This is a genomic window from Streptomyces sp. NPDC021093 (genome assembly GCF_044333135.1).
Classification (GTDB): Bacteria; Actinomycetota; Actinomycetes; order Streptomycetales; family Streptomycetaceae; genus Streptomyces.
Genome location: NZ_JBIRQJ010000010.1, coordinates 43233 through 63849, shown reverse-complemented (window position 1 = coordinate 63849; position 20617 = coordinate 43233). Strand labels below are relative to the sequence as shown.

19 protein-coding genes are annotated in these 20617 nt (G+C 71.4%); 12 read left to right on the top strand and 7 right to left on the bottom strand.

Going from position 1 to position 20617, the window contains the following annotated elements; translation table 11 throughout:
• Window positions 1–138: 138 nt before the first annotated feature.
• Together ACH4SP_RS29750 and ACH4SP_RS29745 are read right to left on the bottom strand one after the other, a co-directional pair.
• Window positions 139–1113, bottom strand: a complete 975-nt coding sequence (locus ACH4SP_RS29750; protein WP_398419268.1) for an EamA family transporter — start codon at window positions 1111–1113, stop codon at window positions 139–141.
• A 314-nt stretch (window positions 1114–1427) separates the two neighbouring features.
• Window positions 1428–4247, bottom strand: coding sequence for an FAD-binding and (Fe-S)-binding domain-containing protein (locus tag ACH4SP_RS29745; protein ID WP_398419267.1), 2820 nt, complete (start codon window positions 4245–4247; stop codon window positions 1428–1430).
• Window positions 4248–4387: 140 nt separating this feature from the next.
• On the opposite strand from ACH4SP_RS29745, the gene ACH4SP_RS29740 reads away from it, so the two are divergent.
• From ACH4SP_RS29740 to serC, 7 genes are all read left to right on the top strand, one after another.
• Window positions 4388–6088, top strand: coding sequence for an ATP-binding protein (locus ACH4SP_RS29740; protein WP_398419265.1), 1701 nt, complete (start codon window positions 4388–4390; stop codon window positions 6086–6088).
• A complete protein-coding gene (locus ACH4SP_RS29735; RefSeq protein ID WP_398419263.1) occupies window positions 6085–6516 on the top strand; it encodes a roadblock/LC7 domain-containing protein in 432 nt (143 codons plus the stop codon). Before ACH4SP_RS29740 ends, ACH4SP_RS29735 begins: the two co-directional genes overlap by 4 nt.
• Complete coding sequence (locus ACH4SP_RS29730) at window positions 6513–6887, top strand: DUF742 domain-containing protein (RefSeq protein ID WP_398419261.1); 375 nt, start codon at window positions 6513–6515, stop codon at window positions 6885–6887. Before ACH4SP_RS29735 ends, ACH4SP_RS29730 begins: the two co-directional genes overlap by 4 nt.
• Before the next feature lie 148 nt (window positions 6888–7035).
• Entirely contained in the window at window positions 7036–7668 is a 633-nt protein-coding gene (locus ACH4SP_RS29725; RefSeq protein ID WP_398419757.1) for a GTP-binding protein, read from the top strand.
• Window positions 7665–8981, top strand: coding sequence for a cytochrome P450 (locus ACH4SP_RS29720; protein ID WP_398419259.1), 1317 nt, complete (start codon window positions 7665–7667; stop codon window positions 8979–8981). Before ACH4SP_RS29725 ends, ACH4SP_RS29720 begins: the two co-directional genes overlap by 4 nt.
• Before the next feature lie 122 nt (window positions 8982–9103).
• The gene (locus ACH4SP_RS29715; protein WP_398419755.1) at window positions 9104–10312 is read left to right on the top strand and encodes a cytochrome P450; all 1209 of its coding nucleotides are present in this window, start codon (window positions 9104–9106) and stop codon (window positions 10310–10312) included.
• A gap of 119 nt (window positions 10313–10431) precedes the next feature.
• Window positions 10432–11550, top strand: a complete 1119-nt coding sequence (gene serC, locus ACH4SP_RS29710; protein WP_398419258.1) for a phosphoserine transaminase — start codon at window positions 10432–10434, stop codon at window positions 11548–11550.
• A 340-nt stretch (window positions 11551–11890) separates the two neighbouring features.
• On the opposite strand, the gene ACH4SP_RS29705 is transcribed toward serC, so the two are convergent.
• Both ACH4SP_RS29705 and ACH4SP_RS29700 read right to left on the bottom strand, forming a co-directional pair.
• Complete coding sequence (locus tag ACH4SP_RS29705) at window positions 11891–12730, bottom strand: ABC transporter permease (protein ID WP_398419256.1); 840 nt, start codon at window positions 12728–12730, stop codon at window positions 11891–11893.
• On the bottom strand, window positions 12727–13728 hold the full coding sequence (locus ACH4SP_RS29700; protein WP_398419254.1) for an ATP-binding cassette domain-containing protein: 1002 nt from the start codon (window positions 13726–13728) through the stop codon (window positions 12727–12729). Before ACH4SP_RS29700 ends, ACH4SP_RS29705 begins: the two co-directional genes overlap by 4 nt.
• 84 nt (window positions 13729–13812) lie before the next feature.
• Between ACH4SP_RS29700 and ACH4SP_RS29695 the strand changes: the two genes are divergently transcribed.
• Window positions 13813–14622 (top strand): TetR/AcrR family transcriptional regulator, encoded by an 810-nt coding sequence (locus tag ACH4SP_RS29695; protein WP_398419251.1) that lies wholly within the window; start codon window positions 13813–13815, stop codon window positions 14620–14622.
• A 161-nt stretch (window positions 14623–14783) separates the two neighbouring features.
• On the opposite strand, the gene ACH4SP_RS29690 is transcribed toward ACH4SP_RS29695, so the two are convergent.
• The gene (locus ACH4SP_RS29690) at window positions 14784–15794 is read right to left on the bottom strand and encodes a WD40 repeat domain-containing protein (RefSeq protein ID WP_398419249.1); all 1011 of its coding nucleotides are present in this window, start codon (window positions 15792–15794) and stop codon (window positions 14784–14786) included.
• Between the two features lie 59 nt (window positions 15795–15853).
• Here ACH4SP_RS29690 and ACH4SP_RS29685 point away from each other — a divergent pair, with 59 nt between their 5' ends.
• Window positions 15854–16549 carry a GDSL-type esterase/lipase family protein gene (locus ACH4SP_RS29685; RefSeq protein WP_398419248.1) on the top strand — a complete coding sequence of 232 codons (696 nt, stop codon included), beginning with the start codon at window positions 15854–15856 and terminating at the stop codon, window positions 16547–16549.
• On the top strand, window positions 16536–16805 hold the full coding sequence (locus tag ACH4SP_RS29680) for a hypothetical protein (RefSeq protein WP_398419246.1): 270 nt from the start codon (window positions 16536–16538) through the stop codon (window positions 16803–16805). The genes ACH4SP_RS29685 and ACH4SP_RS29680 overlap by 14 nt, the downstream gene beginning before the upstream one ends.
• A 33-nt stretch (window positions 16806–16838) precedes the next feature.
• Here ACH4SP_RS29680 and ACH4SP_RS29675 read toward each other — a convergent pair whose 3' ends face one another.
• Window positions 16839–17291 carry a hypothetical protein gene (locus tag ACH4SP_RS29675; protein WP_398419245.1) on the bottom strand — a complete coding sequence of 151 codons (453 nt, stop codon included), beginning with the start codon at window positions 17289–17291 and terminating at the stop codon, window positions 16839–16841.
• A 110-nt stretch (window positions 17292–17401) separates the two neighbouring features.
• Here ACH4SP_RS29675 and ACH4SP_RS29670 point away from each other — a divergent pair, with 110 nt between their 5' ends.
• Together ACH4SP_RS29670 and ACH4SP_RS29665 are read left to right on the top strand one after the other, a co-directional pair.
• Window positions 17402–17899 (top strand): peptidylprolyl isomerase, encoded by a 498-nt coding sequence (locus ACH4SP_RS29670; protein ID WP_398419243.1) that lies wholly within the window; start codon window positions 17402–17404, stop codon window positions 17897–17899.
• A 279-nt stretch (window positions 17900–18178) separates the two neighbouring features.
• Window positions 18179–19387, top strand: a complete 1209-nt coding sequence (locus ACH4SP_RS29665) for an esterase/lipase family protein (RefSeq protein ID WP_398419242.1) — start codon at window positions 18179–18181, stop codon at window positions 19385–19387.
• 76 nt (window positions 19388–19463) lie between these two features.
• Here the strand turns inward: ACH4SP_RS29665 and ACH4SP_RS29660 are convergent, their stop codons facing one another.
• Window positions 19464–20615: an alpha/beta hydrolase family protein gene (locus tag ACH4SP_RS29660; protein ID WP_398419240.1), complete on the bottom strand. Its 1152-nt coding sequence runs from the start codon at window positions 20613–20615 to the stop codon at window positions 19464–19466.
• Window positions 20616–20617 lie beyond the last annotated feature (2 nt).

Genomic DNA, 20617 nt, shown 5'->3' with positions numbered 1-20617 from the left:
TGCGTGTCCGGAGCATGGCAGCCCCCGAGGAAACAAGCAAGCATGCTTGAATTCCTTGGGGGCTGTATTTGGGGGCTACCCGGGGTGCGTTCGGGTTGATCTTGGGCGTTGTTCGGGGTGTCCGGGGCGTCTGGGCAGTTAGTCGGCCGGGACGCGCGGGGTCTTCTGCCGGGTCTGGCTGCGTACCGCGCCCACGCTCGCACCGATGACCAGCGCGATCGCCAGCGCGTCGACCAGCGACAACGCCTGGTGCAGGATGAGGAATCCGGCACCGGCCGCGATCGCGGGCTCCAGGCTCATCAGCACGGCGAAGGTCGGCGCGGGCATCCTGCGCAGGGCGACGAGTTCGAGGGTGTACGGCAGGACGGAGGACATCAGCGCGACGGCCGCACCCAGGCCGAGGGTCACCGGGTCGATCAGCTTCGCGCCCGCTTCGAACACGCCGAGGGGCAGGCTCAGCAGGGCCGCGACGGCCATCGCGAGGGCGAGGCCGTCGGCCTGCGGGAAGCGGCGGCCGGTCTTCGCACTGAAGACGATGTACGCGGCCCAGCACGCGCCCGCGGAGAGCGCGAAGGCGGCGCCGACGAGGTCCAGGCCGCCGAACCCGGCCGCGCCCAGCAGCCCCACCCCGGCGAGGGCGAGGCCCGCCCACAGCACGCTGGCCCACTGGCGGGAGGCGAAGACCGAGAGCGCGAGCGGGCCGAGCACTTCGAGGGTGACGGCGGCACCGAGCGGGATGCGGTCGCTGGCCTGGTAGAAGAGCGTGTTCATGCCGGCCATGGCGACACCGAAGACGAGGATGGTGCCCCAGTCCCTGCGGGTGTAGCCGCGGACGGACGGGCGGCACACGAGGAGCATCACGACGGCCGCGACGGCGAGCCGGAGAGTGACGACGCCGAGGGCGCCGGTCCTCGGCATGATCAGGACGGCGAGGGCGGAACCGAACTGCACCGAGAGGCCGCCGGCGACAACGAGGGCCACGGGGGCGAGGCGGGAGCCCTTGAGTTTGGCCGCGGCCCTGGCCGCACCACTGGCCGCGCTGACGGCGGAGGTCGCCTCGGCATCTATGAGGGAGGCGGGGGCGGGCTTGGCCTGGGGCTCGACCTCGTTCACTGTGGTGCACCTCGTGTTCAATGGGATGTACTTCCCATGATGGCATGGGGGATTGGGCGTGGGATGCGGGTCTGCGGGCATCGCACCCCGTGCGGCTGGGTGGGCCGCTTCGCGGATTCGGCCCCTCCCCGCCCCTTCACCGCTGTGACATTTGCGGCTCCGCCGCGCGGCGCTGGCCGCGGGGCAAAGACGGTTCACGGCTGGCGCCGGTGGGGGTGGGCGTCCCGGGCTGCGCCCGGTGCACGGCTGCGCCGCGCGTCCTCAAACTCCCCCAAGGTCTTAAGGACCAGGGGGTACCCCCTCGACGGGCTGGATTACCCCAGCCCCTCCGCGAGCACCTCCGCCAAGTGCCTCGCCCGGGCGCCTGTCCCCAGTTGCTCGATCTGTGTTCGGCAGGAGTAGCCGTCCGCCAGGACCTCGCCTCCCTCGGGGAGTGCCCTCACCGCAGGCAGCAGCTGTTCCTCCGCGCACGCCTTCGACACCTCGTAGTGGCCCTTCTCGAAGCCGAAGTTGCCCGCCAGGCCGCAGCAGCCGCCCGAGAGGGGGCCCGTCAGGCCCGCCTTCGCGCGCAGGCGGCGTTCCGCTTCGTCGCCCAGGACCGCGTGCTGGTGGCAGTGGGTCTGACCGGCGGTCGGGCGGCTCAGGAGCGGTGGGGTCCAGTCGGGGGCGTACTCCTCCAGGGTTTGTGCGAATGTCCGGACATTCGCAGCCAGTTGGGGTGCGCGGGGGTCGTCCCCGAGCAGTTCCGGGAGGTCGCTCTTGAGGGCTGCGGCGCAGCTGGGTTCCAGGACGACCAGAGGGGTGTCCGGCGACACCGCCGCCAGCGTGCGGCGCATGACCGTGCGGGCCCGGTCCAGCTGGCCGGTCGAGACGTGGGTGAGGCCGCAGCACAGGCCCGCACGCGGGAGGCGTACCCGCAGGCCCGCCGCTTCCAGGACGCGTACGGCCGCGATGCCCACCGACGGCGAGAGGTGGTTCGTGAAGGTGTCCGGCCAGAGGGTGACCAGGGGGGACGAAGGCGGGGCGGGTGGGCGCGTGCACCCGCGTGCCCAGCGGCGGAAGGTCTGGGGGGCGAGGCGGGGGATCGGGCGTTCGGGGGTGATGCCGGCCGCCCGCTTGGCGAGGGAGGCCAGGGGGGTGAGGGAGGCGGCCGAGTTGATGAGAGGGGCCAGCGGTGCTGCCAGGCGCAGCCACTCCGGCAGGCGGCCGAGTGCGTAGTGCGAGGCGGGGCGCACCCGGCCCGCATAGTGGTGGTGCAGGAACTCCGCCTTGTACGTGGCCATGTCGACGCCCACCGGGCAGTCGCTGCGGCATCCCTTGCAGGACAGGCACAGGTCGAGGGCGTCCTTGACCTCTTTGGAGCGCCACCCGTCCTCGACGACCTCGCCCGCGAGCATCTCGTGCAGCAGTCGCGCGCGCCCGCGCGTGGAGTGCTGTTCGTCGCCGGTGACCCGGTAGGACGGGCACATCACACCGGTGCCGCCGTCCGGCGCCGACGACGTACGGCACTTGGCCACGCCCACGCAGCGGCGCACGGCGGCCGAGAAGTCGCCGCCGTCGTGCGGGTAGGCGAAGGCGACGTCACGGACGGGTTCGGCCGGGAGGACGGTGAAGCGGAGGTTCTCGTCGAGACGGGCGGGGCGGGCGAGCATCCCCGGATTCATGCCACCGGCCGGGTCCCAGACGTCCTTGAACTCGTGGAAGAGGCCGACCAGTTCGGACCCGTACATCCGCGGAAGGAGTTCGGCGCGCGCCTGGCCGTCGCCGTGTTCGCCGGAGAGCGAGCCGCCGTGGGCGACGACGAGGTCCGCGAGATCCTCGGAGAAGCGGCGGAAGCGGGCGACACCCTCGCTCCTCAAGAGGTCGAAGTCGATACGGACGTGGATGCAGCCGTCGCCGAAGTGCCCGTACGGCGTCCCGCGCAGTCCGTGGGCGCCCAGCAGGGACCGGAAGTCACGGAGGTAGGCGCCGAGCCTGGCGGGCGGCACCGCGCAGTCCTCCCAGCCCGGCCACGCCTCGCTGCCGTCGGGCATCCGGGTCGCCGTCCCGCTGGCGTCCTCCCGGATGCGCCACAGGGCGCGCTGTCCTGCCGCGTCCGCCACGACGTCACCGTCGAGCGCCTCCGCGCCCCGGACGATCTCCTCCGCCCGCGCACGGGCCTCGGCCGCGCTCCCGCCGCCCGTCTCGACGAACAGCCAGGCCGCCCCGCGCGGCAGCAGCGCACGCTCGCGCTCCGGCACGAGGTCGGCCGCCATGCCCTCCACGGTCAGCGGCCCGTACGGCAGGATGCCCGGAGCCGCCTCCGCCGCCGCGCTCTCGTCGGCGTAGCCGAGGACGGCGAGGGCACGCGCGCGGGGTGCTTCCACCAGCCCGACGACGGCCTCGGTCACCACTCCGAGCGTGCCCTCGCTGCCGCAGAAGGCGCGGGCGAGGTCGACGCCGTTCTCCGGGAGGAGCGCGTCGAGGGCATATCCCGAAATGCGGCGCGGGAGTTCCGGGAATCCCGTCCTCAAGAGGGCGAGGTCTTTCATCAACAGGGTGTTCAGTTCCGTACGGAGAGTGGCGGGAACGGTGTCCCAGCCGCCGCGCGACAGTCGCAGTTGTTCGCCGCCGTATGTCAGGACATTCAGTTCCCGCACCTGATCCGCCGTCGTGCCCCAGGCGACCGAATGGGAACCGCAGGAGTTGTTGCCGATCATTCCGCCGAGGGTGCAGCGGCTGTGCGTGGACGGGTCGGGCCCGAAAGTCAGTCCGTACGGCGTCGCCGCCGCCCGCAGGTCGTCGAGTACGACCCCGGGCCCGACCACCGCGGTACGGGCACCGGGGTCCAGGTCGACGATCGACCGCAGGTGCCGCGTGGTGTCCAGGACGACGCCGGTGCCGGTCGCCTGGCCCGCGATGGACGTACCGCCGCCGCGCGGCACCACCGGCACCCCGTACGCCCGGCAGACGGCCAGGGCGGCGGCGATGTCATCGGCGTCGCGCGGGGCCACGACCCCCAGCGGGACCCTCCGGTAGTTGGAGGCGTCCATCGTCATGAGGGCCCGTGCGGCGGCGTCGAAGGACACCTCCCCGCGCACGGCCGCCCTCAGGTCTGCTGCCAACTCGGTCGTCTCGCGCCGTTGTTCAGCCATGAATCAAGCATGCACGGTGTGGCGAATCGGGCAGATCAAGTCGACTTGCCTCGCACATGCACAAGAAAAGCGAACAGGATCTTTCCCAACCGATCATCAGTTCTTTTATAGTGAGCACTCTTTCAGGAGGCCTCACTTCCATGTCCTTGCGCCGAGCGTCCGCACTCGCACTGTCGATCTCGGCGGCCGTCTCCGGCCTGCTGCTCCTGTGGGCGGTGCTCGCCGCCCCCGAGCAGACACGGACCCCGCTGGCCTGGTGCGGCGGCGCCGCCGCGGTGCTGCTGACCGCCGCGGTCACCGTCGCCGCGCACGCCACGGCCAGGGCGCGCGAGCTGCGGGAGACTCTGGCCGCCGCCCGCCGCGACTCCGAGCGGTTCGCCCGGGAGACCGTTCCCGGCCTGGTCGCCAGGTTGCGCTCCGGCGACTCGGCCTCCACCGCTCTCGCCGCCACGAAGCGCACGCTGGGAACGCTGGACGACGAGCCCGCACGAGCGGTGCTCGCCACGCTCGCCACCGAGGTCGGCCGCGGCGAGGCCTCCCGCGCGGCAGCGATGTCCGCGTGCGCGAACGCGGCGGGCCGCATGCAGGCGCTCGCCACGGGCATGCTGGCCGACCTCCGCGAGATGGAGCACCGGCACGCCGACGAGGACGTCCTGGGCGACCTGCTGCACCTGGACCACCGCACCGCCCAGGCCGGCCGTCTCGCGGACAGCATCGCCATCCTCACGGGTGCGCGTTCCGGTCGCAGATGGGCAAAACCGATCGTGATGGAGTCCGTTCTGCGCGGCGCGATGGGCCGCATCAACGGCTACCAGCGCGTCCGGCTGCACTCCACCAGTGAGATGGCCGTCGCCGGTCACGCGGCGGAGGGCGTCATGCACGCCCTCGCCGAGCTCCTCGACAACGCGGCGAACTTCTCGCCGCCGACGGCCGAGGTGCACGTGTACGTGGAGGAGGTCCCGGCGGGCCTGATCATCACCGTCGAGGACAGCGGACTCGTCATGAGCGACGTGCAGCTGCGCCGGGCCGAGCGCGCGGTGTGCGCGTCGACGCCGCTGGACCTGACGAGCCTCTCGGGCACCCGGCTCGGCCTCGCGGTCGTCGGCTGCCTCGCCCGCAAGCACCAGCTGAAGGTGTCCTTCCGGCCGTCGGCGCGCGGCGGCACGGGCGCGCTGATGCTGCTGCCGCAGGAACTGCTGACCCAGCCGGCCGTCCCGGCCTCGCGCCACGACACCGGTTCGACGCGGCTGCCGAGGCCCGTACCGGCAGAGACCGCACCGACGAAGAACGCACCGACGGTGCCTCTTGAGGCGGCGGCCGATGCGGCTGTCGTACGTACGGCGGACCCCGTACGGGAGGACCACGCGGAACTCCCCGTACGGGACCGCGAAGCCACCCCCGACCACGCGCTCGCGGAGTCGGCGGCACCGGCCGATCGGACGGCCCCCTCCGACTCACCCTCCGACTCCCCCTCCTCCGAAACCACCGGCAACATCCCCCAGTTCGGCGAGAGCGGGCTGCCCAAGCGCCGCCGGGGCCGGACCCTGGCCGCCGCGCACCCGGCCGGGCCGGACGCACCGCCCAGGCCCGTACCGCCCAAGCCGGCACGGACCGAGCCGGCGCTCACCAAGCCACCACGGACCGACCCGGCGCTCACCGACCCGGCGCTCACCGAGCCCGCGCGCACCGAGCCCGCCGCCCGGCCGGCCGCGGCGGACCGTTTCAGCACGTTCCGCCGGGCGGTCCAGGGCCAGGACAAGAGCCAGGACACGGGACAGCACCCGCTCCCCCCGACAGCCCCCTCCCCCCACTCGCACCCGGAAGGCAACGAGAACCGATGACCGCCACCACCGACGAGAAGCTCAACTGGCTGCTGGAGAACCTGCTGGAGCGCACCCCCGGCGCCCGTCACGCCCTCGTCCTCTCCCGGGACGGCCTCAAGCTCTGCCGCACGCCCGAGCTCTCCGTCGACCAGGCCGACCAGCTGGCCGCCATCGCCGCGGGCATCCAGAGCCTGACGCACGGGGCGTCGATGGAGTTCGGCGACGGCAGCGGCGGGGTCCGGCAGGCGATGGCCGAGTTCTACGGCGGCATCCTGTTCATCGTCGAGGCGGGCGCGGGCGCACACCTCGCGGTCGTCGCGGCCGAGGACTCCGACGTCGGCCTCATCGGCCACAACATGAGCGAACTCATCGAGCAGCTCGGCGAACACCTCGCCGCGGAACCCCGCTCGACCGGCAAGGGCGCCAACAGCACCCCCGCCGCATGAGCACGCCGGCCCGCCCGCACCGCCCCGGCCGCGACGACTCCCCGGACCGGCTCTACACCCTCACCGGGGGCCGCAGCCGCACCCACTCGGACGTGTTCGACCTGGTCACCCTGGTCGTCGCGGAGTGCGACCCGACGCCGGGCATGCAGTCCGAGCACGCGGCGATCCTGCGCATGTGTGACTACCCGATCGCCGTCGTGGAGATCGCCGCCGAGCTCGCTCTGCCCGTCGGCATCACCCGCATCCTGCTGGCCGATCTGCTCGACACCGGCCGGATCAGCGCCCGCCACCCGCGCCGCGCACCCGAATCCGCCGAACTCCCCGAACCCGAACTCCTGGAGCAGGTGCTCGTTGGCCTCCGCAATCTCTGACCCGGCGCAGCACGCCTCCGACACGAGGCAGCACGTCTCCGGCCCGGCGCAGCACGCCTCCGACACGGCGCAGCACGCCTCCGGCCCGGCGCAGCACGCCTCCGACACGGGGCCCCGCACCGTCGCGCCGGGCACCGACCGGTCCCACCTGTCCCGCACCGCCGACAACGGCCTGAAGATCGTCGTGGTCGGCGGTTTCGGCGTCGGCAAGACCACCCTCGTGCGCTCCGTCAGCGAGATCCGTCCCCTCAGCACCGAGGAGACGATGACCCGCGCGGGCGAGACGGTGGACGACCTGGACGGCATCCGCACCAAGACGTCGACGACCGTCGCGTTCGACTTCGGCCGGATATCCGTCGACGCCCGCACCGTCCTCTACCTCTTCGGCGCACCCGGCCAGGAACGCTTCTGGTTCCTCTGGGACCGCCTCTTCTCCGGCACCCTCGGCGCGGTCGTCCTCGTCGACACCCGCCGCCTCGCCGACTCCTGGTACGCCATCGACCGCCTGGAGCACCACGGCACGCCGTTCGTCGTCGCGCGCAACGACTTCGGCGGCCCGGTCCACACGGACGAGCAGGTGCGGGAGGCGCTGGACCTGCCCGACCACGTCCCGATGGTCACCTGCGACGCCCGTAGCCGGGCCTCCAGCAAGAACGTACTGATCACGCTCGTCGAGCACCTGCACCACCTGTCGACAGCGGGCCGCGGCACCTCGGCAGAGCTCACCGCAGAGCCCACGGCCGTCACGGCCACCCCAGCCCGAGGGAGCACCCCCCAGTGACCACACCGCCCCCGGGCTGCCCCGCACACGCCGCCGCGGCCGGAGCCGAAGCAGTCGCGACCGGTTCCGAGGACGAGGCCGAAACCTCCGTCCCCCTCTCAGGACCCCGCTTCCAGAGCGAACCCTCCGCCCTCTACCGCGAGTTGCGCCGCGAGCACGGCCCCGTGGTCCCCGTGACCCTGGCGGGCGACATCCCCGCCTGGCTCGTGATCGGCTACCGCGAGGTGCACCAACTCACCACCGACGCAACCCTGTTCAGCCGGGACTCCGCCCTCTGGAACCAGTGGGACAACCTCCCCCCGAACTGGCCCCTCGCCCCGATGATCAGCCGCGAGCAGCCGTCGATCCTCTACACCGTCGGCGAGCGCCACCAGGCCCGTACCGGCATGATCAGCGACGCCCTCGAAGGCGTCGACGCGCACGAACTCCGGCGCTACGCAGAGGAGTTCGCGGACAGCCTGATCGACATGTTCTGCACGTCCGGCGAGACCGACATCATCAGCCGGTACGCGATGCTGCTCCCGGTCCGGGTGATCGCCAAGATGTACGGAGTCCCCGACGATCAGGGCCCCGACCTGGTCGCCGCCCTGATCGACATGATCGACGGCCGCGGGCGCGCGCTCGCGGGCCAGCAGCACGTACAGCAGACGATCATGGCCCTGATCGCGGAGAAGTCGCAGTTCCCCGGCCCGGACGTGGCGTCCCGCATGCTCGCCAACACCCAGGGCTTCAGCGCCGTCGACGCCGCGCAGGACCTGATGGTGATGGCGGCGGCCGGCCACCAGCCCACCGCGGACTGGATCGGCAACACGCTGCGCCTGATGCTCACCGACGACCGGTTCACCGCCTCCCTCTCCGGCGGCCGGCACAGCGTCGCCGAGGCCATGAACGAGGTGCTCTGGGAGGACACGCCGACGCAGAACGTCGCGGGCCGCTGGGCCGCCCGCGACACCCGGCTCGGCGGCCGCGCGATCGCCGCGGGCGACCTGCTGATCCTCGGCCTGGCCGCCGCCAACGCCGATCCGCAGGTGCGTACGGACGCGTCCGTCCTGACCGGCGGCAACAACGCGTTCTTCTCCTTCGGGCACGGCGAGCACCGCTGCCCCTTCCCCGCGCAGGAGATCGCCGAGGTCATCGCCCGTACCGCGGTCGAAGTGCTCCTCGACAGGCTGCCGGACATCGACCTGGCCGTCCCCGCCGAGGACCTCGCCCGCCGCCCGTCCGCCTGGCTGCGCGGGATGACCGCGCTGCCGGTGACGTTCACGCCCACCCCGGCCCTCGGGCCGGTCCCCGCACCCGGAGGCCACAGATGACCACAGCGCCCGACGCGGACACCGCGCCCGACGCACCGTCCGGCGAGTCCGCCTGCCCCTTCACAGGAACCACCGGAGCCACAGAAGCCACTGGAGCCACCGGAGTCACCGGCGGCGACCCCATGGCCCTCGACCCCCTCGTCCGGGACCTCGTCGGCGAAGGCGCCCGGCTGCGCGCCGCAGGCCCCCTCGTCCCCGTGGTGCTCCCCGGCGGCGTCCCCGTCTACGCGGTGACCCACCACACCGAGGCCCGCCGGCTCCTCACCGACCCCCGTCTGGTGAAGGACATCAACCACTGGAACGCCTGGCAGCGCGGCGAGATAGCCATGGACTGGCCGCTGATCGGCCTGGTCAACCCGGGCCGCTCGATGCTCACCGTCGACGGCCCCGAGCACCGCCGGCTGCGCCTCCTGGTCGCCCAGGCGCTGACCGTACGCAGGGTGGAGCGGCTGCGCGGCAGCATCGAGGCGATCACGAACACCCTCCTGGACGCCCTCACCGCCCGCACCCCCTCCGAAGTCGTCGACCTGAAGGCCGAGTTCGCCCAGCCACTGCCGATGAAGGTGGTCACGGCGCTGATGGGTGTCGAGCAGGTCGACCGGCCCCGTCTGAAGGAGGCCTTCGACCGGTTCTTCTCCAGCGAGACCGAGCCGGGCGAGATGCCCAGGGTCCTGGCAGAGATCGACGAGATCTTCTCCGACGTCCTCTCGGAGAAGCGCACGCACCCCGGCGACGACCTGACCACGGCCCTCCTGGAGGCCTCCGAGGGCGGCGACAGCCTCACCGAGGAGGAGATCCTCAACACCATCAAGGTGATGATCGTCGCCGGTCACGAGACGACGATCAGCCTCCTCCTGCAGGCCGTCATCGGCCTGGAGACGCACCCCGAGCAGCGCGCGAAGGTCCTCTCCGGCGAAGTCCCGTGGGAGAACGTCATCGAGGAGACCCTGCGCTGGTCGACCCCGACCACGCACGTACTCCTGCGGTACGCCACCGAGGACGTCACGGTCGGCGGTTCCGTCCTCCCCAAGGGCGAGGGCCTGCTGGTCTCCTTCGGCGCCCTCGGCAGGGACGAGCGGGTGCACGGCGACACCGCGGAGGACTTCGACATCACCCGCGACGGCGTCAAGCACATCTCCTTCGGGTACGGCCCGCACGTCTGCCCCGGTGCCGCGCTGGCCCGGCTGGAGGCCGCCATCGCGCTGCCCGCGCTGTACGCGCGCTTCCCCGACCTCACCCTCGCCGTGCCCGCCGCCGAGCTGCGCCACAACGCCGTACTCACCCAGAACGACCTCGTCGAGGTCCCGGCCCGCCTGGGCAAGCAGGCCTGACCAGCGCTTCTCTCGTACGGAGACACGTACGAAGACACCTGCCCCGGCCGGAGTGTCGGTCGTCTCATCCGCCGGACGGGTGTACCGCCCGCCCCTCGGGAGCGACTACGCTCCGGCTCGTGGCTGAGATCCAGATTCCCGCTGACATCAAGCCCGCCGACGGCCGTTTCGGCGCGGGCCCCTCCAAGGTACGGACGGAGGCGCTCGACGCGCTTGCCGCCACCGGTAGTTCACTCATGGGTACGTCCCACCGCCAGGCCCCGGTCAAGAACCTGGTCGGTGCGGTACGGGACGGCGTACGCGACCTCTTCTCGCTCCCCGAGGGCTACGAGGTCGTCCTGGGCAACGGCGGCTCCACCGCCTTCTGGGACGTCGCCACCCACGGGCTCATCGACAACAAGTCCCAGCACCTCTCCTTCGGCGAATTCTCGTCGAAGTTCGCGAAGGCGGCCAAGCTCGCCCCGTGGCTGGCCGACCCGACCGTCATCGCATCGGACCCGGGTACGCACCCGGACCCGAAGGCCGAGGCGGGCGTCGACGTCTACGCCTTCACCCACAACGAGACGTCGACGGGTGTCGCGGCGCCGATCAAGCGTGTCGCGGGCGCCGACGAGGGCTCGCTGGTCCTGGTCGACGCGACGTCCGGCGCCGGCGGCCTCCCCGTCGACATCACCGAGACGGACGTCTACTACTTCGCCCCCCAGAAGTCCTTCGCGGCGGACGGCGGCCTGTGGCTGGCGGCCTTCTCCCCGGCGGCCCTGGAGCGCGCGGCGCGCGTCCACGCGTCCGGCCGGCACGTACCGGAGTTCTTCTCGCTGCCGACGGCGATCGACAACTCCCTCAAGAACCAGACGTACAACACCCCCGCGCTGTCCACGCTCTTCCTGCTCAACGAGCAGCTGACGTGGCTCAACAAGCAGGGCGGCCTGGACTGGGCGGTCAAGCGCACCGGCGCTTCCTCGACGGCCCTGTACTCCTGGGCGGAGACGTCGAAGCACGCGACGCCCTTCGTGACCGACCCGGCGAAGCGCTCGCAGGTCATCGGCACGATCGACTTCGCGGACGGGATCGACGCGGCGGCCGTCGCGAAGGCCCTGCGCGCGAACGGCATCGTCGACACGGAGCCGTACCGGAAGCTGGGGCGCAATCAGCTGCGCGTGGCGATGTTCCCGGCGATCGACCCGGCGGACGTGCAGGCGCTGACGGCGTGCATCGACTACGTCATCGAGCAGCTCTGACGTAGTCGGGCGGTGGGTAGCGAGGGGCCCGGCACGGTCTATTCGTGCCGGGCCCCATCGCTTTGGCCGCGGGGCGGGGTGGTCGTCGTGCGGGCGCGTCGTGGCTGGTCGCGCAGTTCCCCGCGCCCCTAAATGCCTGCCCCCGGGGGCAGTGGGGTCTCCCCTGCTCCTTAAGAGCTTGGCGGGGGTCCCCCCTGCTCGAACGAAGTTGAGAGCTTGGCGGGGGTCCCCCCTGCTCGAACGAAGTTGAGAGCTTGGGGGCGGGTGGGCAAGGGGGCGGCCCCACCTCGGCACGCCCCTCCCCCGACCGCACGCCCTCGCGACCGCACCCCCGCACCGCCTACTTGCTCAGGCGTTGGAACCTTCGCACTGCCAGTGGCAGGAACACCGCCGTCACAACCAGCGGCCACACCACCCCCATCAGCACCGCATTCTCCTCGACCCAACTCCCACCGCTGGCAACGGGATTGCCGAAGAGTTCCCGAGTCGCCGTCACCGTCGAAGACACCGGGTTCCAGGCCGCCACGACCCCCAGCCAGCCCGGCATCAGCGAAGGTGCCACGAAGATCGACGAGATCATCGTCAGCGGGAACGCCACCGCGTACAACCCGCCCGCCGCCTCCGGCGTGGGGATCAGCAGTCCCAGCCACACCCCCACCCAGATCAGGCTGAACCGCAGCAGCAGGAGCAGCGCGAAGGCGGACAGGGTCTCCAGCACGGTCCCTCCGGCCCGCCAGCCGATCGCGAGCGCGGTCAGCGCCAGAATGATCAACTCCGCGCAGGCGATGAGGAGATCGGCGAGCCCCCGCCCCGTCGACATCGCGGACGGAGCCATCGGCATCGACCTGAACCGGTCGACGACCCCCTTCGAGGCGTCCGTGACCACCGCCATCGTGGTGTTCATGAACCCGAAGGCCATCGTCGAGGCGAACATGCCCGGCATCAGGAATTCCTTGTAGTCACCCCCACCCGGCACCACCATCGCCGCCCCGAAGACGAAGCCGTACAGCAGCACCGAGATGATCGGGAAACCCAACTGCCAGAGAATGGCCACCGGTTGGCGCTGATATCCGGTGAGGCTGCGGCGGGCGACGTTCCATCCGTCGACCACCGCCCAGCGCAGCCGGCCGACACCGGACTCGTCCGCGACACCCGGCACACCCAGTTCCGCCACGCTCATGCCGCCACCTCCCCATTGCCCGAGCCATCCGAGATCTCCGTACGGTGCCCGGTCAGCCGCATGAACACGTCGTCCAGGCTCGGCCTGCGCAGGCCGATGTCCTCGACCGCGATCCCCTGGTCCTGCAGGGTCCGCGCCACCTCCGTCAGCGCCGCCACCCGGTCCGCGACCTGCGCGTGCACCTTCCGCTCCAACTCCTCGCACTCCGGCGGCACTTCGGCCACCTCGGCAACCACCTTGAGCACGACCGGCAGGTCCGCGGCCTGCTCCGCGACGACCTCGATGCGGTCTCCGCCAACCCGGTTCTTCAGCCCGTCCGGAGTGTCGTCCGCGATGGCCCGCCCCCGGTCGATGACCGTGATCCGCGAGGCCAGCCTGTCGGCCTCCTCCAGATACTGGGTCGTCAGCAGTACGGTCGTGCCGCGCGCCACCAAGTCCCTGACGGCTCCCCAGACTTCGCCCCGGCCGCGCGGGTCGAGCCCCGTCGTCGGCTCGTCCAGGAAGAGCACTTCCGGAGCGAGGATCATCGACGCGGCGAGGTCGAGCCGGCGCCGCATGCCGCCGCTGTACGATCCCACCCCCTTGCCCGCGGCCTCGACGAGGTCGAACTGCTCCAGCAGCTCGCCGGCCCGCAGCCGGGCCCGCCGCGCCCCCAGATGGAACAGCCGCCCAAACATCTCCAGGTTCTGACGGCCGCTCAACACCTCGTCCACGGCCGCGTACTGACCGGCCAGGCCGATCCTGCGGCGCACCCTGCGCGCGTCCCGCGTCACGTCAAGACCGGCGATCTCCGCCCGGCCCCCGTCCAGCGACAGCAGCGTCGCCAGCGCCCGTACGGCGGTCGTCTTGCCCGCCCCGTTCGGCCCGAGCAGGCCGTGCACCGTGCCGCGCCGGACCGCCATGTCGAAGCCGTCCAGGGCGTTCTTCTCGCCGTACACCTTGCGGAGCCCTTCGGCCCGCACCACATATCTGCCGGCATGTCCGTCGATGTCGTTCATGACGTTCCCCTTCCCGTCGAACCGAGTACACCGTACCCTAATTCGAGTACGCCGTACTCAGTTTCCGAGAAATAGGGTGGCCCCATGAGTGACAGGGACGACACGGACGGCACGGACCGCACTGACCGCACGGACGGCAACGTGACCGAGGCGAAGATCGGCGCACTGCGCCCCAGCCTCGAACTCCTCTGGGGCACCGGCGAGCGCCCCGCCCGGGGGCCCAAGCGCGGTCTGTCGCTGGAGACCGTCGTCGACGCGGCCGTACGGGTCGCCGACGTGGAGGGCCTGGACACCCTCTCCATGCGCCGGCTCGCGAACGAACTCGGCACCGGCACGATGTCGCTCTACCGGTACGTTCCCGGCAAGACGGAACTCCTCGACCTGATGCTGGACCGCGTCCAGAGCGAGGCCGTCGAAGCACACAATCCGGCCGAGACGGCGGACTGGCGCGAGGCCGTGTCCGCCATCGCCCACGGCACCCTCGACCTGCACCGCCGCCACCCCTGGCTGCTCAAGGTCAACCAGAGCCGCGCCCTGCTCGGCCCGCGCACCATGCACAGCCTGGAGGTGTCGGTGGCGGGCCTGCGCGGCATGACCGGATTCTCGGACCCCGAGCTGATCTCGGTCATCATCGCGGTGCAGAGCTTCGCGACCGGCATCGCGCGCATGGAGGTCGAGACGACGGAGGCGGTGGAGGAGACGGGCCTCGACCACGAGGCCTTCTGGGCAGGCCAACAGCCTTATCTGGAACGGGCGATGCTGAGCGGGGACTATCCGGTGATGGCGGCGCTGTCCGAGGACACGTTCAACTACGCCTTCGACCACTTCGCCTTCGGCCTGGACCGACTGATCGACGGGTTCGCGGTGCTGGTCGCAGCACGGGAAGCGGAGTAGCCGGGGGCCGACCCGGCCCGGCCCGGCCCGGCCCATGCGCCTGCGGCGGGCCGGGTGGGTGGTCGTCGTGCGGGTGCGTCGTGGCTGGTCGCGCAGTTCCCCGCGCCCCTAAAAGCCTGCCCCCTAGCCCCCTTGGGCGGCTGACGCCACCGCCCCCGCCCTCAGCCCCGCTTCCGCATCCCCCTGAAGCCCAGGAAGGCGAGCACCACCGCTCCCACCACGACCAGCCCCGTGACCCCGCCCCCCAGCGACCCCTGGTCTCCGCCGGAACCTCCAGAGCTCGGGCTGGCCGAGGGCGAGTTGGCCGACTCATCGGAGTCGCTCCCGGAGTCACTCCCCGAGTCACTCCTCGGCTCCACCCCCAACCTCGCCACCTCGCTCCCCTCCCCCTCCGCCCCAAAGAGCATCGACTTCCCGTCCAGCGTGAACGTCACCGACTCCGACTGCCCCCGGTAGCCGATGTTCAGCGCACGCCCTTCCCCCAGCCCCCGCCCGCCGTCCTTCCAGTCGTACTCCTCCGCCCCGAGGTACGACCTCAGCACCAGCCTCGTCCCGTCAGGCGAGAACGCGCCGTCCGTCACCCACGGGATCCCGGCGACCTTCCGGAAGGTGTTCGTCCGCTCCGGCGAGAGCTGCGCGGGCCCCTCGTAGAGCCCCGCCCCGTCCTCCTCCTTGCTGCCGATGTAGACGCGCCCCGTCTTCGGATGCACCATCAGCGCCTCCGCGTTCCGCGCCCCGTCCGCGTACTTCACGTCGTACTGCACGGCCGAGACGGTCTGGTCCTTCAGCGTCTTCGGCTCGGGGAACCGGTAGATCCACACGTGGTCCCACGTCCCGCCGCGGTTGTCGCCGATGTCCCCGACGTACACGTCCCCGTCGGGACCGACCGAGATGGCCTCCATGTCGCGCGGCTTCCCGACCCCGCGCATCGTGATCCGCGCGACCGTCTCCCCGGTCTTCCCGTCCACCGCGTACACGTAAGGCCCGTCCTGGTCGTTGTGCGTCCAGTACACGCCCGGATGCGCCCGGCTCGCCGCCAGGCCGCTCGACTCCGTGATCCGGGGGTCCTTGAGGGTGAAGCCCTCGTCATCGGCGGCGAAGGCGACCGGCGCGGGCAGCAGCACCGCTCCCAGAGCGGCGGCCACGACTACACACGTACGAGAAGAGCGCATGCACCCAAGTGTTCAGCATCACGGTGCGGCCCCCTCGGCGCATCCCCGATGATGATCGGATGCGCAGCTTCCTCTTCGTCGGTGACTCCATGACCATCGGCTGCCCCGGCGACTTCACCTGGCGCTACCGCATGTGGCAGCACCTGGAGGCAAGCGGCGATGCGTACGAGATCGTCGGCCCCCGCACCGCCCTGTACGACCCGGTGGCCGCGGCCCCCACCTCCCACGCGTACGCCGCCGACGACTTCCCGGCCGCCGCCCGCCGCCACCTCGCCGGCTGGGGCGAGGGCTGGCTGCACATGGCCCCGGCGATCCGCTCCGCCGTCGAGTCGACCGGCGCGGACACCCTCCTGGTCTCCCTGGGCCTGATCGACCTCGGCTTCTATACGAACGCCACGCAGACCGCCGCCAACCTCGACCTCTTCCTCACCGAGGCCCGCGCCGCGCACCCTCACGTCAGCATCGCGATCCACCCGGTCATCCCCAACGTCCGCGCCGAACGCGACGCCCCGTTCGCCGCCGAGTGCGCCCGTTTCAACGAGCTCCTCGCCAAGACGGTCGCCGACCGCGACGAGCCCCGCTCGCCGATCCTGCTGGCCACGCCCCACCCCACGTACGACATCCACGCCGACACGTACGACGGCACGCACCCGGGCCCGACCGGCGAGCACAAACTCGCCGCGGCCTTCGCCGACGCGATGCACCAGGCATGGGGCGTCGGTGCCGCATACTCCTCGAATCATGAATTCGCGTAAGCCGTCCCAGCCGTCCCAGTCGTCTCAGACATCCCAGGCGTCTCAACCGTCCCGGGCGTCCGGGGCATCCCGTCCGGCACCGGCCCCGCCGGAGATCACCTACACCAACTGCCGCCGCTGCGGCACCGAAATAGCGGGCCTCGACGGCCGCTACGCATGCGGCGTCTGCGGCTGGACGAACCACTACTCCGAGGGCTACCACCCACTGCCCACGGCCCAGGACGACCCGGACTGGACGGGCCCCAACTGCCGTTGAGGCACGCCTTGTTGAGGCACGCCTTGCTGAGGCCTACCGCACCCGTCCCGACAGCCACGGCGACAGCATGCCCGAAGGCACCAGCTCCTTGTACGTCTCGTCGCCCGGCAGCGGTACGACCAGGAAGTAGCCCGGCGGGAAGAAGCGGCCCTTCACGTACGCCAGCCCGCCGTACACGGACCGCAGGAACGCGGGCACCGAGTCGCGCGGCACGTCCGACACCTCGATGCCGTCGACGACGAACTTCGCGTCCCCGTCCGCGTACAGCTGCACGCTCATCGCCGGTGACCCGCCCAGCTCCACGTACGCGTCGTGCGGCAGCGCCCCGCCCGCGTCCGTGACGGCGAAGACCCCGGCATCGGTGCGCCGCGTGACCTGGTCCGTCCCGATGTCGTCGGTGACGCGCACCTCGCGCCCGTACTCGCGCGCGACCCCACGGATCGCGACGACGGCGGCCTCTGTCGACGGCAGATGTTCGTGTCCCATGTCTCGATCATCACCCAGAAACCAGCCCAGAAACCACCCGTCTACGCTCTGACCTGCACAGACATAGCCCGAGTCGCTCCCCGACACCACTAGGTGTCAGGATTGCCCCCATGACGATCCAGACGTACTTCGACATCACCATCAACGACGAGCCCGCGGGCCGCATCACCTTCAACCTCTTCGAGGACGTCGTCCCGAAGACGGCGGAGAACTTCCGCGCCCTCTGCACGGGCGAGCAGGGCTTCGGCTACGCCGGGTCCTCCTTCCACCGCGTCATCCCGGAGTTCATGCTCCAGGGCGGCGACTTCACGCGCGGCGACGGCACCGGCGGCAAGAGCATCTACGGCGAGAAGTTCGCCGACGAGAACTTCACGCTCAAGCACACCAAGCCGGGTCAGCTCTCGATGGCCAACGCGGGCAAGAACACCAACGGCTCGCAGTTCTTCATCACCACGATCGTCACCGGCTGGCTCGACAACAAGCACGTCGTGTTCGGCGAGGTCGCGGACGAGGAGAGCATGAAGCTCGTCAAGAAGATCGAGGCGCTCGGCTCGCAGTCCGGCCGCACCTCCGCGAAGATCACCATCGCGTCCTCCGGCCAGCTCTAAACAGCAGCCGCAGGGTCAGCAGTACCCGCAGCACCGCTCCACCCCGAAGCCCGGCGCGCACCCCACGGTGCCGCCGGGCTTCGGCGCGTACCCGCACCCCCGTCACGTCAACAGGGGGACGCCGGGCCGTGGCCGGAACCCGCCCACACCACTTTCCGCCCGCACCGACCCTTTGCAGCCAAAGGTGCGCCACCCCGTTCATTCCGCCCCACGGCGCCGACTACGTTCAGTGCCCTGCCGAGCACCCTCGGTGGATCACCCCGTCGTACGGGAGGCCGTATGTCTGCACCTGTGGTCAATTTCTGGGGCGACCTCGACCCGCGCGCCCGCGCCGCGTTCCCCGAAGCACCCCGGCCCGACGAGACCTGGCCGCTCCAGGACGGTGGCACCGCGTGGGTCTACCGCGTGCCCGGCCGCCGGGCGATACAGAAGCCCGTCATCCTCTCCGACGGCTTCTCCAGCCTGCCCAGCTCGTACAACGAGCTCCACTTCGGTCTGGAGGGCGACGGCTCCCCGGACTACAAGTTCATCTCCGCCCTCCACCAGCGCGGCCACGACCTCGTCCTCCTCGGCTACGAGGACCGCACGAAGTCGATCATCGAGAACGCGAAGGTCGCGACCGAGTGCATCCACACCGCGCTCTCCCACCAGGAGGGCAACGCGCCCCTCACCGTCGGCGGCTTCAGCATGGGCGGCCTGATCACCCGCTACGCGCTGGCGGACATGGAACGCCGGCGGATGAACCACCACACGGCCCTCTACGTCTCGTACGACACCCCGCACCGGGGCGTCTGGCTGCCGATCGGCATCCAGAAGCTGATCCCGTACCTGCTGGGCGACTCGCGGATGCTGGGCCTGGTGAGCAGCCCCGCCGCGAAGCAGATGATGCGCTGGCACACGGAGCGGGTGCAGGGCGAACCCGGGATGCACGACGACCGCAAGACGTTCCTCCAGCAGCTGGAGCGGGTCGGCGGCTGGCCCCAGGTCCCCCGCCTCATCGGCGTCGCGAACGGTGACGGCAACGGCATCGGCAACGGCATCAAGCCCGACCAGCTCGCCCTGTCCGCCGAGGGCGACCTCTCCGGCACGAGGCTATACACGCAGCAGCAGGGCAGGGGCGCGCTGGTCGCCGAACTGGCCAAGACCGGCACGGAGCCGATCCCCGTCCGCACGGACACCATCCCCGAGATGGACGGCGCCCCCGGCGGGACCCTCGTCAACTTCGAGCTGGTGGCGCAGCTGCTGAGCGCGCTCGGTGCGCCGGCGACCGCGCACCTCCCGGCGACGTGCTTCGTACCGACGGGCAGCGCGGTCGACCTGCTGGACTTCGACCTGTCGACCCCGGAGGCCGACCCGTTCGCCGACCTCCGCAAGGTTCCGGAGGAGCAGAGCGGCCTGCACGCCTTCCTGTGTGCGCCGACGAGCACCGTGCACACGACGATGACGCCGGAGCTGGGGTCGTGGATCGTGAGCCAGCTCCCCGGCTAGCAGGCGGGCCAGGTCGCAGTCACGGCTGCGGCCGCGGTCACGATCACGGGGCTCCGGCCGGACCCGGGCCGGACTGTCACGGGCTGTGGAAGCTGACTTCAGGATCGGCCTCCGTCGGCCCGTCGAACAGCGGGGTCTGCCTCCCCTTCAGCTGAAGGTCGAAGAAGGCCCCGACGTACCCCAGGGTGATCTCGCCCGAGCGCTTCCCTGAGAGGGGAGCGCTCGGGTCGACCACGCCCAGCTGCCCGCCCAGTACGGGGATGTCGTTGAACGAGAAGTGCCCGGACCCGGCGACCGTGAGCCACCGCTTCCAGCCGTCGAGCGCCGTCCAGGCCTCGCCCCACTTCCCCTTGCCCCCGGGCCGGTGCGTGGCGTCGGTGCCGAGCAGCAGGAACGGGCGGCCGTTCAGGCCCGCGCCGGGCGCGTCGTCGAAGAAGCCGCCGTCGAGGTTGGCCCCGGCCTTGATCCGGGCGTCCCCTGCCATGGCGAAGGCGGAGCTGTTGCCGCCGATGGAGTGCCCGGCCATGCCGATCCGCCGCCGGTCGACGTACTGCGCGAACCCGCCCTTCGGGTCGAGGAGCCGGTCCAGTACGAAGGAGGCGTCGGCGGCCCGCACCGGCAGCACGTCCTTCGCCAGCCCGGCCTTCAGACCGAGCACGCGCCCGCCGGGGAACTCGGTCCCGAACGACTCGTAGGCGTGGTCCATGGTCGCGACGACGTACCCCCTGCTCGCCAGCTCCTCGGCGAGCCCGGTGAGGGTGGAGCGGTGCAGGGTGAAGCCGGGCGAGAGCAGCACGAGGGGGTGCTTGCCGCCCAACGGGCGTGCGTCGGTGCGGGAGTTGGTCCCGGCACCGGTGAGCAGCTCGGCCGGGAACTCGTCCGCGCGCCGGATCCCCTCCAGCAGCAGTCGCGCCTCCTCCTTCTTCAGGTACGGGGAGGCGGCGGTGCCGGTGCCCTTCCGGGCCGGGTAGTACAGGGAGACCATCAGCTCGCGGGCCCCTGCGGCCGGCACCCACGGGTCGGTCCGGTTCCGGTCGACGAGGTGCAGGTCCTTGCGCCCGACGGAGAACTTGCCGGTGGGGGCGGGCAGTTGAAGCCGTACGGACGCGGAGGCCGGCGCCTGCGGGTCCGGTGCGGCGAAAGCGGCGGGCGCCACGGCGACGGGTGCGGCGACGGTGAGGGCGATCAGTGCTGCTGCGGAGGCGGCGAGGCGCCGGTTTCTGTTCATGC

What these genes read in the sequence shown, in the direction of transcription:
- ACH4SP_RS29745 (WP_398419267.1), bottom strand. Translation starts at nt 4,247, where the DNA reads ATGGCTGAACAACGGCGCGAGACGACCGAGTTGGCAGCAGACCTGAGG.
- ACH4SP_RS29740 (WP_398419265.1), top strand. Translation starts at nt 4,388, where the DNA reads ATGTCCTTGCGCCGAGCGTCCGCACTCGCACTGTCGATCTCGGCGGCC.
- ACH4SP_RS29735 (WP_398419263.1), top strand. Translation starts at nt 6,085, where the DNA reads ATGACCGCCACCACCGACGAGAAGCTCAACTGGCTGCTGGAGAACCTG.
- ACH4SP_RS29730 (WP_398419261.1), top strand. Translation starts at nt 6,513, where the DNA reads ATGAGCACGCCGGCCCGCCCGCACCGCCCCGGCCGCGACGACTCCCCG.
- ACH4SP_RS29715 (WP_398419755.1), top strand. Translation starts at nt 9,104, where the DNA reads ATGGCCCTCGACCCCCTCGTCCGGGACCTCGTCGGCGAAGGCGCCCGG.
- ACH4SP_RS29705 (WP_398419256.1), bottom strand. Translation starts at nt 12,730, where the DNA reads ATGAGCGTGGCGGAACTGGGTGTGCCGGGTGTCGCGGACGAGTCCGGT.
- ACH4SP_RS29700 (WP_398419254.1), bottom strand. Translation starts at nt 13,728, where the DNA reads ATGAACGACATCGACGGACATGCCGGCAGATATGTGGTGCGGGCCGAA.
- ACH4SP_RS29695 (WP_398419251.1), top strand. Translation starts at nt 13,813, where the DNA reads ATGAGTGACAGGGACGACACGGACGGCACGGACCGCACTGACCGCACG.
- ACH4SP_RS29690 (WP_398419249.1), bottom strand. Translation starts at nt 15,794, where the DNA reads ATGCGCTCTTCTCGTACGTGTGTAGTCGTGGCCGCCGCTCTGGGAGCG.
- ACH4SP_RS29685 (WP_398419248.1), top strand. Translation starts at nt 15,854, where the DNA reads ATGCGCAGCTTCCTCTTCGTCGGTGACTCCATGACCATCGGCTGCCCC.
- ACH4SP_RS29680 (WP_398419246.1), top strand. Translation starts at nt 16,536, where the DNA reads ATGAATTCGCGTAAGCCGTCCCAGCCGTCCCAGTCGTCTCAGACATCC.
- ACH4SP_RS29675 (WP_398419245.1), bottom strand. Translation starts at nt 17,291, where the DNA reads ATGGGACACGAACATCTGCCGTCGACAGAGGCCGCCGTCGTCGCGATC.
- ACH4SP_RS29670 (WP_398419243.1), top strand. Translation starts at nt 17,402, where the DNA reads ATGACGATCCAGACGTACTTCGACATCACCATCAACGACGAGCCCGCG.
- ACH4SP_RS29665 (WP_398419242.1), top strand. Translation starts at nt 18,179, where the DNA reads ATGTCTGCACCTGTGGTCAATTTCTGGGGCGACCTCGACCCGCGCGCC.
- ACH4SP_RS29660 (WP_398419240.1), bottom strand. Translation starts at nt 20,615, where the DNA reads ATGAACAGAAACCGGCGCCTCGCCGCCTCCGCAGCAGCACTGATCGCC.